Below are 13,728 nucleotides of genomic sequence, written 5' to 3' on the forward strand. Positions count from 1 at the left end.
TTGGCGCAGGGCGACCCAGTCGCGGCGGCCTGCCTTTCCCGGAAGCAAGATCATGAAGACTCGACTTAATTCGTTTGCTCTCGCCAGCGTACTGCTGGCCACCGGCGCGCTCACGCCGGCACTCGCAAGCGCGGGCACGCGCGTCTGCACATTTCCCGGCAGTCCATCGACCGCGCTCGACGAGGCGGTGACACGGGAGGCGTTTCGCACGGCCGGTATCGCACTCTCGCTCGCCCCCGGAGGATTCGACGGTAGTGACGACGACGGCGTGTCGCTAAAAGAACTCAACAAGGCGCTTGCTCGCAAATGCGACGTGATCGCCGGCTTTCCGCGCTCGACAGTTGCCGATGGCTCCGGCAGCAAGCTGACCTTTTCTCGCGGCTATCTGGACTCCGGCTACGTCAGCGTGACTTCGCGCGGATATCCCGCACAGGCCAGCGGTGCGGAGGTCGTCGCGGCAACCTACGCGAGCCCCGCACAGTTGATCGCCGTGCAACAAGGCGGTGTCAAGCTCGACCTGGAGAACACGGCGCAACTCACGGTCGAAGCCGTCGCAAGTGGACGTGCCCAACGCGCGATCGTCTGGTATCCGGCGGTCGTGGCTTATACGATTGCGCATCCGGAGCGGCACTTCCAGATTGCCGGCGCTGCCTCGCCGTATGCCGTCTGGCATCTGGTGTTCGCGTTCGGGAAAAACGGCGCGGCGTTGCAACCGCGCATCGACGCCGCGCTGGAGAAGATGGCCGCCGACGGCAGGCTGGCGACGTTGACCCGCAAGTGGACGCTCCCCGAGACGGCTCACGCCGCCCGGCCGCCCACGGCGACGTTTGCCTATCGCGACGGCCCGGGCCGCAGCGATGCGGCATGGCGAATGACTCTGGCCGGCAGCGATGCATCGCAGCGGGGCCGTTTCATCAAGGTCGATACGAGCGCACCCGCCGACCCACCCGGCTTCGATCGCGCGCAGGTCGCGCACGGCAAGACCCTGTACTCGAGTTCGTGCGCGAAATGCCACGGCCCCGACCTGCAAGGATTGAATGCGCCGGCGTTACGCGGGCCGGCCTTCGCGCCGGCAGCCAACGCGAAGCTCACCATCGGCGGCGTGTACGGATATATGGCGAACAATATGCCGGCGGACCGTCCCGGCAAGATGAAACCGCAGGACTACGCGGACATCATGGCGTTCCTGCTGTATTCGAACGGCTATAGCGCCGGCGCGACCAGGCTGACGGACGATAGCGCGAAAGCGTCCACGACACCGCTCAACGCGCGGACGCCGCAATAGCTGCGATCGATGCAATAGCAAACAGCCCGGCGATCCGCGGTTATTCACGCGGATCGCCGGGCTTTTCTTTGCAAAGGCCTCAAAACAGGACGCGTCCATCATGTTCTCCCTGATATCGAGTAACCGAGAATCGCGAATCGGCGTGGCATTTATCAGCGTAAGACATCGGACCGACAGATGGGCACTGTCGGATAGCCGCTTTCCTGCGAGTAAGCCAAAAGATGTCGAGGTATCGCCAGATCACAAAAAATAAAATGTCATAGATCGAAAAACTAGGACGGGTCCTATCGACCGTGGTCGGGTCTTGAGATATGAATGAGAGTTTCGCACTCCATCCATTCCAAGGAGCCGTTGCAATGTTCCACATCGATGCGCAAGAGAACGCCAAACCCGATTCAGCTATGTCCCGCAGACGCTAGCCCGGGGGTGCTCTTGAGTCCCAATACTACCTACATCGACACGCCCTTGCGTGCAAAATCCGCCGTACACCGGCACTACCATCTCGCCGTGCCGCAGGCCCGTAGTTCGGCCCAGGCCGATGTGTTTGCTTTCGACGGTGAGCGGGCCATCGGCGTGGCGACGAAGTACGTGATCCGCTTCACCCATCCGCGGCCCGACCTGTCCCGCACCGAGTACCTGAACAAGCCCGCGACGTTCGAGATCCAGCCGCCTTTCAATCCGGCCAGGATGCGCGAGCCGGAACCCCCGCGACGGGTCCAGGGCGTGATTACCGGCTTTGCCCAGCTTGCCAGCAACCGCGACCAGACGACCTACGAGGTCGTGCTGGAATCGCGCCTCGCGCTGCTGCGCAATGCACCCAAGTGCCGGTTCTTCCTCGAAAAGAGCTTTCCGGACATCATTGAGCAGATCCTGCGCGAGCACGGCTTTGACCGGATCATGGGCAGCTTCGAGTTCAACCTGTACCGCGAATACGGCAAGCGCGCCTTCGTGATGCAGTGGGAAGAGGATGACCTGACCTTCATCACGCGCCTGTGCCGCCGCTCGGGAATCTGGTTCGTCTGCGAGGAGGGCGAGCATTGCGAGGCGGTGCGCTTTGGCGACGACTTCACGCACTATCGCCGCCACCCGAACCTGAGCGTGCCTTACCGCGAACGCAGCGGCCTGGAGACCAGTGGCGCGGAGTCGGTCCATACGCTCGAGACGCACTCGAAAACCGTGCCGGCGCGCTACATGGTGCGCTCGTATAACCCCCAGCGTGCGCCCGATCCGATCGACGCGACCAACGTGATTCGTGATGACCGTACCACGTATGGCGAAACCTATACCTGGGGCACGCCGTATCTCACGGAAGACGAGGCGCAGCGCGAAGCCCTCCTGCGACGCGAGGCGGCGCTGGCCGTACAGATCGAGTATCGCGGCACCTGCGACATGCTGGATCTCACGCCCGTCAGCGTGCTCAAGCTTTCGAACCGCGTACTGCCCGAGGCCACACACGGGCTGCTGGCCGTGTCGGTGAAGTGCAGCGCGTCGCGCAGCAAGCCGTACCGGGTGGAATTCACCGCGATCCCTTCGGACCGGCTTTACCGCCTGCCGCTGCTTGAACATACGTGGCCGAGAATTCACGGCACGATCACCGGGCGGATTGCCTCGCCCTGTGAGTATCCCCAGCCCTACCTCGACGAACGCGGCAACTATATCGTCAACCTTCATCTGGATCGCGACAGCCGTGTGCCGGGTCTGGATAGCTGTCCGATGCGTCTGGCCAAACCCTTCGCCGGCGCAAACCAGAGCGGCCTGCATTTCGGGCTGGTGGACGGCACGGAGGTCACGGTGGCCTTCCATCACGGCAATCCCGATCTTCCGTATATCAGCCAGGTGCTTCACAACGCGAGCGAGCCGGACCCGATCGTCAGCGGCAGACGATGGAACAGCCGCAGCACGATTCACACGCGCTCGAACAACACGATCGAGTTCGAGGATTTTCCGCGCGAAGAACACATCAAGGTCGCCACCGAGCAGGGCAAGTCACAACTGAATCTCGGCCATACGGTGGACCGCAACCTCAAGTTGCGTGGCAACGGCTTCGAGCTGCGCACGGACCTGAAAGGTGCGATGCGCGCCGGCGGTGGTGTGCTGGTGTCGGCGGACATGCAGGCCCGCGCGAGCGGCGAGCAGACGGACATGAGTGCCGCGCTCGACCAGATGCGCACGACACAGGCCGCCGCGCAGGAACTGGCCGATGTGGCACGAGCCGCCCAGGCGGAGGTGGCCAACGTGAAGGCCGAAAACCAGTGGCTCAGGGACGAACTGGCGGGCCTCAAGCATGCCGTCATCGCTCTTTCCGCGCCGCACGGTATCGGCCTGTCAACGCCCGATCGTGTACTGGTGTCGGCCGGCAAGGATGTGAGCGTGGCGACCTCAGCGGGCTTCAATGTCAGCGTCCTGAAAAACGTGGTCGTGGCCGCCGGCGAAGTGCTATCACTGTTCGCCCACCGGTGCGGCATCAAGCTGTTTGCCGCACGCGGCAAGGTGCAGATCCAGGCGCAGAACGATGAGATCAACATCGCTTCCGACAAGGACACCACCATCACCAGCTCAAACGGGCGTGTCGTCATCGAGGCGAAGACGGAACTTCTGTTCAAGTGCGGCGGCTCGTATTTCCGCATGACCAGTACCGGCATCGAGGATGCGACACCGGGGGACCGCAAGTGGAAGGCCGCCGCCTACGACCGCCAGGGGCCGGCCAGCATGCCGGCCGATCTTCCTGTGCTGCCCAGGCCTGCCGACACGCAGTGCGCGTTGAATGCCGGCCGCTCTGGCGTGCCGTTCGCGCGTTTCTAGCACCTTGCCGCTACACGGACAGTACCCCCATGTCATCTGAAAGAAGCAACCCGCTACTGGAGCGTTTCCGTAGCCAGTACGCCACCCTGAAAGTGACGCATCCCCAGGTGCGCCTGTATGCCCTGATCGACTTCGCCACCATGTCCGGCATCTGGCAACGCCAGCTGTCGGACACCCTGAAGACCGTGCCGCGTTTTGCGCTGTACAGCGATACCGGACTGGATGACCTGTCGCAAACCGGCCCGTTCCTGATTTCCTGCCCGGAGCCGGAAGGCGTCGAAGCGCGTGCCCTGTGCAACGGGCTTAACGGTCTGACCCGGAGCGATCACCGGTTCGTGTCGTGGATCTGGACGACACACGATATCGAACCGCTCATTGGCCATCTGCAAACGCTGCTGCACGCGCGGCTAGGTCCCGATGACGGTGATGCGTGGTTCTTCTTCCATCAGCCGGCCTATCTGCCAGTCCTGCATCGCGAGTTGCCCGAACCATCACGTCGCTACATGTTCGGGCCGTGCCTTGCGTGGTGGTGTCTCGATCCGCGCGGCGAGCTGGTCGAGCTGGCCGGTGAAAACCTGCCGCTGCCGGCCGCCTGGGACGCGTTCCCCGTGCCCGGAGAAGTGGTGAGCGCCCTGCATCGCGCCGGTGCACCGGCTCAGGTGCGCGCGTGGCTGCAAAAGGTCATGCCCGCCCTGCTTGACCGCAACGACGCCAATGCGCAGCTCCAGCAGCTTACGCCGCTTGCCGAGCAGGCCTTTGCGTATGGCATCACCGGAAAGACCGATCTCGGCGTGTATGCCGCCCACGGCCTGCAATACGGAGCGCGGTACGACGATCATCCCGCCCTGCAAGGGGTGCTCACGCAGTTTCGCGCTGGTGACGCGGCGCTGATCGACGCGTATGCCGCGCTGGGTAGTGGGGTGTGGAAGGAGGTGCAGGAAACGGCCCGGCAGCGAGCGGCCGAAGCCGCCGCTCAGGCGCATCAGGACAAGTTGCGCAAGTACGGCTATGCCAAGGTGCGCACACGGATCATCAACCGCACGGAGCACCGGAAATGGAAGGTCGGGCTGATCGCGGATCACGGCAACATCGGTTTCGAGTCCGCATTGGCCGACGAATTGCCGGGTGGGGTGTATTCGGATGAGGAGATCGACCTGCCGGCCGTGAACATCCCGATACCCGGAACCCAGGCCGTGGTGAAGTGGACCGGCCAGGCCGGGCGGGAAAACTCGGATGAGTTCGTGGTGACGGGGGAGCTGCCCCGCGCCGAAGGCGAGGGGCTGGTGATCGTGCAGTTCGCCCGCGACTTCCGCGTCTATGTGCGCATGTATGCCGAGGAGCCGAAGCCGGCGCGGCAATGGTAACAACACACGATAAAAGGTAAGTCATTCGAATGAAAAAGATAACGATACTGCTGGTGTCGATCGCGTTGCTGGTTAGCGCGTGTGCCACGGCGCAGCCTCGCGGTTATGTTGATGCAACGGCGTTGAGCACCAACTACACGGAAGACTATATACACGAGTTCCACATTCAAACGGCGTCCGGTCAGGACACGGGACTGGAAGGCATACAGGTTAGTGAGTTCTCGAAAGGTGGGAAGGGAAAACGAGAGTGCTGCTCGCTGATTCCCGGCGTGGGCCAGACGATCCGGCTTGTCTGGACTGTCGCTAATACCGTCGACGAGGCGCAGCGGAAATCCTACAGCCGGGATGTGGTCGTGATGGGGACCATGCCGAAGCCGGGATTCAAGCTTCAGAGTTATCTAGTTGTCCGGTTCTTTCCGAATCGTGAGGTCGAGGCGGAACTGCTGCCTGGTGACGGCGATTTGGGTCCCGAAAATCCACGGATGGACCGGCTGTTTTTTGTTGGGCCGCGAATCATGCGCCACATAGGAGAATAACCATGCAGGACTGGATTACCGATAACCACGACACGTTCCACCAGGCGCTCAGGACTGCCACGGAGCTGCACGCCGAGGAGTTCATGACCTGCACGACCTGCGAACAGCAGCCGTGGTTCAGCTTCTTTTTCGACGGAACGGGCAATAACCGTATCCTGGACAAACCGAAGCAGAAGATGTCCAACATTGCCCTGCTGTTTGAAGGGCATGTCGGTGACGACGCACCGCTAGTTGTGCCGCTCTACTACGCCGGCGTCGGCACGCCGCTTGATGTAAGTGACCCAAGTTGGTGGGAGAAGCTCCGCGACAGCGAGGCGCTGGGCGGAGGTGTGGCACTTGGTTCCGATGTGCGCCTGGTCAAGGCGGAAGCTGATTTTTGTCAATCCTTGAAGGCCAATCACAAGGTCAGTCGTATTGACGTTGCCGTGTTCGGTTTCTCACGTGGCGCGGCGCTCGCGCGGGCGTTCGTGAACCGGCTGCTCAAGAAGTGCGAGATGAAGGACGGCGTGCCCTGCTGGCCGTGCGCGACGGCGCTCGATGGCCAGTCCGCGCCGCTGCACTTCCGGTTTCTGGGGCTGTTCGACACGGTGGAGTCGGTCGGGCTGCCCGCTCTCAACCTGAACAGCAGCATGCTGATGCATGTGCCCGTTCAGGTCGAACGGTGTTTTCACATCGCGGCCGGCCACGAACTGCGCGCCTGCTTTCCGCTGACGCCGGTGCGCAACGGCAGCGCATCCTGTGAACAGCTCGTGTGGCCGGGCGTGCATTCCGATATCGGCGGCGGTTATCGTCCCGGTGAGCAGGGCCGGTCCGACCAGCTTGCGCGCATCGCACTGAACCGCATGCGGCTGGAGGGTGCGATGAGCGGTGTGCCGTTCACCGCGCCGTCGCTTGCCAGAAAGGACGTGCATGACCTGTTCGAGTACGACGAGGATGTCAAGACGCTGTCCGACGGGTACAGGGGGGTGGTGGGCATCGGCGGCACGCTGGAAGCGCAGGTTTTCGCGCACATGCGCCTTTACTATGGGTGGCTGAAAGTGCGCTACGGGCAGAACCCGAGCGACCTCTACAAGAACGTGTGCTCGACCGACCCGGAAGTGAATGCGCAACTGCAACGCATCCAGCAATACCATGAGCGCCTGAAGATCGACGCGGACACGATGAACTGGCGCAGCTACCTGACGAACCTGTGGAAGAACGACCGGAGCGAATACGAGCGCACGATTGCTACCGCCGGTGGCCAGCGTGAGATGAACAAACCGCTGTCGGACGAGGAAGCGGCCTACTGGGAGGCATGGCTGAATCCACCCACGCTATCGCCGGGTCTCGTGCGCCTGTTCGACCAGTACGTGCACGACTCGCGCGCCGGGTTCCTGCGCATCGACAGCAGCGGCTACTTCAGGCCGCGCCAGATCATCGAGCCGTCCGGCACCCCGAAGACCATCGCGCAGCCCGTGGCCGCGCCTCAACTTCCTGAAGTCGATGAAGACCGCCACGCAGCTGCACGCCGAAGAATTCATGACGTGCACGACCTGCGAGCAGCAGCCGTGGTTCAGCTTCTTCTTCGACGGCACGGCTAACAATCGCAAGCTCGATGAGCCAAAGCAAAAGCTTTCCAACATTGCCCGGCTGTTCGATGGGCATGTCGAAGAACGGCCGCTGATCTGTGCTCGACCGACCCGGAAGTGAATGTGCAACTGCAACGCATCCAGCAGTTCCATGACCGCCTCAAGGTGGACGCGGACACGATGAACTGGCGCAGCTACCTGACAGGACTCTGGAAGACCGACCGCAGCGAATATGAGCGTACGATTGCGACCGCCGGTGGCCAGCGTGAGATGAACAGACCGTTGTCGGATGAGGACGGCGCCTACTGGGATGCCTGGCTGAATCCACCCACGTTGTCGCCGGATCTGGTGCGCTTCTTCGACCAGTACGTGCACGACTCGCGCGCTGGGTTTCTGTGCATCGACAGCAGCGGCTACATCAGGCCACGCCAGGTCATCGAGCCGTCCGGCACCCCAAAGCCCATTGCACAGTGAGTTTACGCTGCGCGACCTGCGAAATGTAGCGGTGGTTCAGCGTCTTCTTTGATCGAGCCGGAAACAACAAACTCCAGGACGTTGCTTGTTCGTTCACAGCACGAGCACTCAACAGACAGCATGCCGAGCCTGATGCTCAGCTTCGATCGAATCCGCGGCCTCAACCCAACCTCAACGAGTTATCCCTGCTGCGGAAAATCAGCGGTTGCGCGTCGTCGTCACGTACCGGCCGCCGCGCCATGGTCACCACCTGCTCGATTTGCCCGTGATGCGCCGACTTTGCGCACACCGGGTCGGTAGCCGCGGCGTCTCCGGTCAGCAGATACGCCTGGCAGCGGCAGCCTCCGTGATCGGTCTCGCGCTCGTCGCAGCTGCGGCACGGCTCGCGCATCCAGCCATCGCCGCGAAACGCATTGAACGCGTGACTGCCGTACCAGATATCCGCGAGTGAAGCGTCGCGCACGTTGGGCAGGTCGAGACCGGGCAGCGAGCGCGCCGCATGGCAGGGCAAAGCGGTGCCGTCGGGCGCCATGCCGAGAAACACCGAACCCCAGCCGTTCATGCAGGCCTTCGGACGTGCCTCGAAATAGTCAGGCACCACGAACAGGATCCGGCAGCGATCGCCGAACCGTTCCCGGTAGCGATTGACGGTCGCCTCGGCTTCCTGCAACTGTTCGCTGGTCGGCATCAACTGCTCGCGATTGAGCATGGCCCACCCGTAGTACTGGGTGTTCGCCAGTTCGAGGTAGTCGGCGCCCATTTCGAGCGCCATCTCGATGATCTGTCCGACGTGCGGCAGGTTATAGCGATGCAGCACGCAATTGAGCACCATCGGGTAGCCGTGTGCCTTGATCAGACGCGCCACGCGGTGTTTCAGATCGAAGGTCTTCGTGCTTGACACGAAATCGTTGACCTCGCGCGTCGAGTCCTGAAACGAGAGCTGGACGTGATCGAGACCGGCGTCTTTCAGACGTGCGATGCGCGTCTCGTTGAGTCCTACACCCGACGTGATCAGATTCGTATAGAAGCCCAGTCCACGGGCATGCGCGACCAGCGTTTCGAGGTCGTCGCGCACCAGCGGCTCGCCGCCGGAGAAGCCGATTTGCGCGGCGCCCATGGCGCGCGCCTGCGTGATCACGTCGCGCCAGCTGTCGGTATCGAGTTCCGCGCCGTGACTGGCAAAGTCGACGGGGTTGTAGCAGAACGCGCAGTGCAACGGGCAACGGTACGTGAGTTCAGCCAGCAGCCACAACGGCGGGGAAGGGCGAGTGCCCGCGGTGTCGGGCGCGGTACCGGTCGGCATGTTCATGTCAGTCCAGCCAGCCGCGTTGCCGCGCATGGTCGATGAAGCGATACACATCGGCGGCAAGATTCGACGCACTGAACAGGTCTTCCAGTTCGCCGATGATGTCGTCCAGTTCGCGGGTTCCGTCGCAGCGCGCGAGAATTTCGCCCGCACTCGGATTGAGCTTGACCATGCCTTCTGGGTACAGCAATACATAGGCATCCTGCGCGTCTTCCCATTGCAGGCGGAACATCGCGCGTAGACGCGGGCGCAGGCTGGCGTAGTGGTCGAGGTGCGGGGCGTTCATACGGGGTACGCCTTTTCGATGGCGTCGAGCATCGACCACAGAATGTCGAGCTTGAAGCGCAGGATGTCGAGGGCACGCTGTTGCGCGTCGGGTGTCTTGAAGTGGCTCAGCGTGACCGCGAGTCCGTGCTCGACGTCGCGCTGGGCGAGGGGAATACGGCTGCGAAAGTACTGCAGCCCTTGCGCGTCGATCCACGGATAGAGGTCCGGCCAGCCGGCCAGCCGGTCGCGATGGATCTGCGGCGCGAACATTTCCGTGAGCGAAGAGCAGACCGCCTCCTGCCACGGCGCGCGCCGCGCGAAATTGACATAGGCGTCCACCGCGAAGCGCACGCCGGGCAGCACGTGTTCGAGCGACCACAATGCGTTGCGCTCGATGCCGACCGCGTCGGCGAGGTGCGCCCATGCTTCGATGCCGCCGGGGTTGTCGCCGTAGCCATCGTGATCGTGCAGCCGCTCGATCCACAGGCGGCGCGTCTGCCGGTCCTCGCAATTGGACAGGATCGCGGCATCCTTGATCGGGATGTTGATCTGGTAATAGAAGCGGTTGGCGACCCAGCCGCGAATCTGCTGAGGCGAACACTCGCCACGGTTCATCCGATGATTGAACGGATGATGAATGTGATAGTGCGCGCCGAGCGCGCGAAGACGCGCTTCGAATTCGCCCGGCGACCAGGGGACGGTGTGGGTAACAGCGGTAGGCAGCGGGGCGTTCATGGCTATACCTGGAATTGCATTCCGTCGCGTGCCACTTCGATACCGCGGGCGTGTATCACGGCATGTTCGGCGGAATGCGGGTCGAGAATCGGATTGGTGTTGTTGATGTGAATCAGCACCTTGCGCGTCGTATTGGGCAGCGCGTCGAGCAGTTGGGCCATGCCGGGCAGACCCTGGTAGCCGCACTGCGCAAGATGGCCCATGTCCGCGGCGTGATGAGTGGACAGGCCGAGATCGATCATCTCGGTCGCGGACCAGAAGGTGCCGTCGACCAGCACGAGTTGCGCGGAGCGCATCGCTTCGAGCACGGGTTCCGGCGCGCTCGCGAGACCCGGTGCATAGAAAACGCGTGCGCCGGTAGCAAGGTCTTCGATCAGCAGTGCGATGTTGTCGCCGGGCGCGGCTGCGGCGCGACGCGGCGAATACGGCGGCGCCTTGCTTTCGATCGGCAACGCGGTGAAGCGGATGCCCGCCACCGGCGCAACCGTGAACGGTTGATCGAGCGCGATCTCGTGACGCTCGACGCCGCAGAAATGTTCGAGCAGCGGCACGATCGGCAAGCCGGTCGAGAGGTCGTCGAATACCGGCGCGCAGGCATACAGCGGCAGGGGCGTGGTGCGTTCGCGCAGCATCAGCAGACCGGTGACGTGATCGATCTGCGCATCGATTAGCACGACGGCGGCGATGCCGCTGTCGCGGATCGCGCGGGCGGGTTGCAGTTCCGGATTCGCGCGCAACTGGGCGAGCAGATCCGGCGATGCGTTGATCAGAATCCAGTCCACGCCGTTACCGCTCACTGCAATCGACGATTGGGTGCGCGGCAACACGTCGCCGCTCTGGTTGCGGGCCTGGGTGCAGTTCGCACAGTTGCAGTTCCATTGCGGCAGTCCGCCGCCTGCACCCGAGCCGAGAATCTTGATCTTCATGAGCCATGCTCCGGGCGCCGCCGCGCACGCTCACTCACTGCGAGAGGCGGGCGGCGCTGCTTCGATGCTTCAGCGATTGGCGATATACATCGTGATTTCAAAACCGAAACGCAGATCGGTATAGGCGGGGGTGGTCCATTGCATGACTGTCTCCTTGGATACGACATGTGATTGAGGAACCGCATCGAGGAAGCGGTCATATCGATCAAACGCAAGGTCTATGCCGGGCATGTCAAGCGATGCTTCGGACACACTCGGCTCACAAAAAGCGTTTGGTATAGCGAACGGATGTGTAGTTAGGCACGCGCTCACGACTTGCCGCGCAAAAACGGACCATCTGAACCGGCGCGGCAAACAGCGCGCTGTTCAATTCGAGTACACCCCTGTTGCAAATTGGAGCATCTGTGGCGCACGCGGTCAGTCGGCCTCGGCGGCGTTGTCCGCACCTTGCATGGGTAGTTTGCGATAGATGGTATTGCGCGAGACGCCGAGCGCGCGAGCGGCGGCCGACACATTGCCGCCATGCTGCGCAACCGTCCTGGCGATGACGCTGGCTGCGACGTCCTCCAGCCGCCCGCTCGATAGCGGTAAGGTTTCCGTGGTGGCCGCAGGCGCGGCGGCAGTGCTGCGCAGGTCGTCGAAGAAGTCGTCGGGCAAATGCTCGCGCCGGAGTTCGCCGTCCGCATCGACCATCGCGGCGGCGGTCCGCAGAAGATTGCCGAGCTGGCGAAAATTACCGGGCCATGCACATTGCTCGAACAGCGTCATCACCTCGTCGGCGACGCTCAGACTCTGCCCGTCAGCGCTTTCGGAAGACGCGCACTGAAGCATCTTCTGGATCACGGCGGATAGATCGGTGCGCTCGCGCAGCGGCGGCAGTTTCACCACCAGCCCGTTCAGGCGGTAATACAGGTCTTCGCGAAAGCGGTTCTGCGCGATCATTTCACGCAGGTCGCGGTGAGTTGCGCAAATGATGGCGATATCGACCGGAATCGACTTCGCGGAGCCGAGCGGATTGACCAGCCGCTCCTGCAGCACGCGCAGCAGCCGCACTTGCAGCGGATAGGGCATGTCGCCGATTTCGTCGAGAAATAGCGTGCCGCCGTTGGCCTGCAGCAATTTGCCGACAGCGCCTTTGCGCCGTGCACCGGTGAAGGCGCCTTCTTCATAGCCGAACAACTCGGATTCGATCAGCGTTTCCGGTATCGACGCGCAGTTGACCGCGACAAACGCACCCGCGCGACGCGGCGAGTCGTTGTGGATCGCCTGGGCGAGCAGTTCCTTGCCGGTACCCGTCTCACCGGTAATCAGGATCGGAATGTCCTTGCCGATCACCTTGCGGACCTTGGCGATCACCGCCGCGATCTGCGGGTCGCCGGTGTCGAGATAGCTGAGTCTCGACAGTGCGCGCGCGGCCGGCGGTGGCGGCGGCTCGGCCCGGTGCACCGGGCGTGGTTCGCGGTGCACCTCCGGCGGCCAGCCGTCATCGGTGCACGTGACGCGCCGGAACTCGACGTGCGCGCACACCACCGTGCCGTTGTTCAGATTCAGCGACAGGTGCCGGTCCCGGCTGACGCGCAGACGGTCGATCAGTTGCGCGCTGGTGAGGCCGAATAGCGACGACAGGGTATGCGCGCGCAATCCGGCGAGCGGCAGGCCGAGCTGGAATTGCGCACTGCGATTGGCCGACAGGAAGCGGCCATCGCAGGTGAACGCGGCAATGCCTTCCATCAAGGTGCCGAGAAATTCGGGCCGCCCATGAAAGGCAATTTGCAGGGTTTCGCGAAAGGTATTGGTAAACAGATGATTCTCGATCATCTGCACGGACATCTTGGCCAGCGCCATGGTGTGCTGGTGGTAGCTGCGATGGTCGCCGGTGACGTCGAGCACGCCGATCAGATCGCCGTACGGATCGAGGATCGGCACGCTGGAGCAGGTGAGGAAGCGATTGGCTGCCAGGTAGTGTTGCGCGCCATGCACGACCGTCGGGCATCGCTCGGCGAGTGCCGTGCCGATCGCGTTCGTGCCTTGCCGGTCCTCCGCCCAGTTCGCGCCGGGGCGCAGCGCGACCTTCTCCGCGCGCCGCAGAAAGTCGTCGTCGCCGATCGAATGAAGGATCAGCCCTTCAGCGTCGGTCAGCACGATCATGCTCTGCGTGTTGACGATCTGTTCGTGCAGCGTTTCCATCACCGGGGTGGCGTGCGCGCACAGGATACGGCTTTGCTCCAGTTTCAACGCGAGTTCCGCGGCCGGCAGGACGTCGTAGTCCGGCTGCATCGAGGCACTCAAGCCGAATGTTTGCGAGCGCTCGTGTGATTTCTGAATGGATGGCGTGAGCCAGGCCGCTTCACGCGGTGCGACTGCCGTCGTGACGTGATGGACATCATCGCGCATTGTCTCCTCCTGCTAGTCAGGTCTGGTCGTTCGCCAGAACCGTGTCGGTGCAACTTTAAGCAAATCGCGCG

12 protein-coding genes are annotated in these 13,728 nt (G+C 62.9%); 6 read left to right on the top strand and 6 right to left on the bottom strand.

All coding sequences use genetic code 11. The features are described 5' to 3' along the window. Positions 1-52 precede the first annotated feature (52 nt). The 6 genes from SB772_RS03290 to SB772_RS03315 all read left to right on the top strand — a co-directional run bounded on the left by SB772_RS03290 (position 53) and on the right by SB772_RS03315 (position 8,029). The gene (locus SB772_RS03290) at positions 53-1,285 is read left to right on the top strand and encodes a c-type cytochrome (protein ID WP_410831858.1); all 1,233 of its coding nucleotides are present in this window, start codon (positions 53-55) and stop codon (positions 1,283-1,285) included. Between the two features lie 432 nt (positions 1,286-1,717). Next, positions 1,718-4,087: a type VI secretion system Vgr family protein gene (locus SB772_RS03295; protein WP_410831859.1), complete on the top strand. Its 2,370-nt coding sequence runs from the start codon at positions 1,718-1,720 to the stop codon at positions 4,085-4,087. Positions 4,088-4,227: 140 nt separating this feature from the next. Next, on the top strand, positions 4,228-5,451 hold the full coding sequence (locus SB772_RS03300; RefSeq protein WP_410831860.1) for a DUF4123 domain-containing protein: 1,224 nt from the start codon (positions 4,228-4,230) through the stop codon (positions 5,449-5,451). 29 nt (positions 5,452-5,480) lie between these two features. Then, positions 5,481-5,987, top strand: a complete 507-nt coding sequence (locus tag SB772_RS03305; protein ID WP_410831861.1) for a DUF3304 domain-containing protein — start codon at positions 5,481-5,483, stop codon at positions 5,985-5,987. 2 nt (positions 5,988-5,989) lie between these two features. After that, complete coding sequence (locus SB772_RS03310) at positions 5,990-7,567, top strand: T6SS phospholipase effector Tle1-like catalytic domain-containing protein (RefSeq protein WP_410831862.1); 1,578 nt, start codon at positions 5,990-5,992, stop codon at positions 7,565-7,567. A gap of 111 nt (positions 7,568-7,678) precedes the next feature. Next, complete coding sequence (locus SB772_RS03315; RefSeq protein ID WP_410831863.1) at positions 7,679-8,029, top strand: hypothetical protein; 351 nt, start codon at positions 7,679-7,681, stop codon at positions 8,027-8,029. A 160-nt stretch (positions 8,030-8,189) separates the two neighbouring features. On the opposite strand, the gene pqqE is transcribed toward SB772_RS03315, so the two are convergent. From pqqE to SB772_RS03345, 6 genes are all read right to left on the bottom strand, one after another. Beyond that, the gene (gene pqqE / locus SB772_RS03320; protein ID WP_410831864.1) at positions 8,190-9,338 is read right to left on the bottom strand and encodes a pyrroloquinoline quinone biosynthesis protein PqqE; all 1,149 of its coding nucleotides are present in this window, start codon (positions 9,336-9,338) and stop codon (positions 8,190-8,192) included. A gap of 1 nt (position 9,339) precedes the next feature. Beyond that, the gene (gene pqqD, locus SB772_RS03325; RefSeq protein ID WP_410831865.1) at positions 9,340-9,621 is read right to left on the bottom strand and encodes a pyrroloquinoline quinone biosynthesis peptide chaperone PqqD; all 282 of its coding nucleotides are present in this window, start codon (positions 9,619-9,621) and stop codon (positions 9,340-9,342) included. Next, positions 9,618-10,337, bottom strand: a complete 720-nt coding sequence (gene pqqC, locus SB772_RS03330; RefSeq protein ID WP_410831866.1) for a pyrroloquinoline-quinone synthase PqqC — start codon at positions 10,335-10,337, stop codon at positions 9,618-9,620. The genes pqqD and pqqC overlap by 4 nt, the downstream gene beginning before the upstream one ends. A gap of 2 nt (positions 10,338-10,339) precedes the next feature. Further along, positions 10,340-11,263, bottom strand: a complete 924-nt coding sequence (gene pqqB, locus SB772_RS03335) for a pyrroloquinoline quinone biosynthesis protein PqqB (RefSeq protein ID WP_410831867.1) — start codon at positions 11,261-11,263, stop codon at positions 10,340-10,342. Between the two features lie 69 nt (positions 11,264-11,332). Further along, complete coding sequence (pqqA, locus tag SB772_RS03340; RefSeq protein ID WP_006410019.1) at positions 11,333-11,407, bottom strand: pyrroloquinoline quinone precursor peptide PqqA; 75 nt, start codon at positions 11,405-11,407, stop codon at positions 11,333-11,335. A gap of 273 nt (positions 11,408-11,680) precedes the next feature. Then, positions 11,681-13,657, bottom strand: a complete 1,977-nt coding sequence (locus tag SB772_RS03345) for a sigma-54-dependent Fis family transcriptional regulator (RefSeq protein ID WP_410831868.1) — start codon at positions 13,655-13,657, stop codon at positions 11,681-11,683. Positions 13,658-13,728: the final 71 nt, after the last annotated feature.

It is taken from the genome of Paraburkholderia sp. SIMBA_030, from assembly GCF_046535245.1.
In the GTDB taxonomy this organism is placed as follows: Bacteria; Pseudomonadota; Gammaproteobacteria; order Burkholderiales; family Burkholderiaceae; genus Paraburkholderia.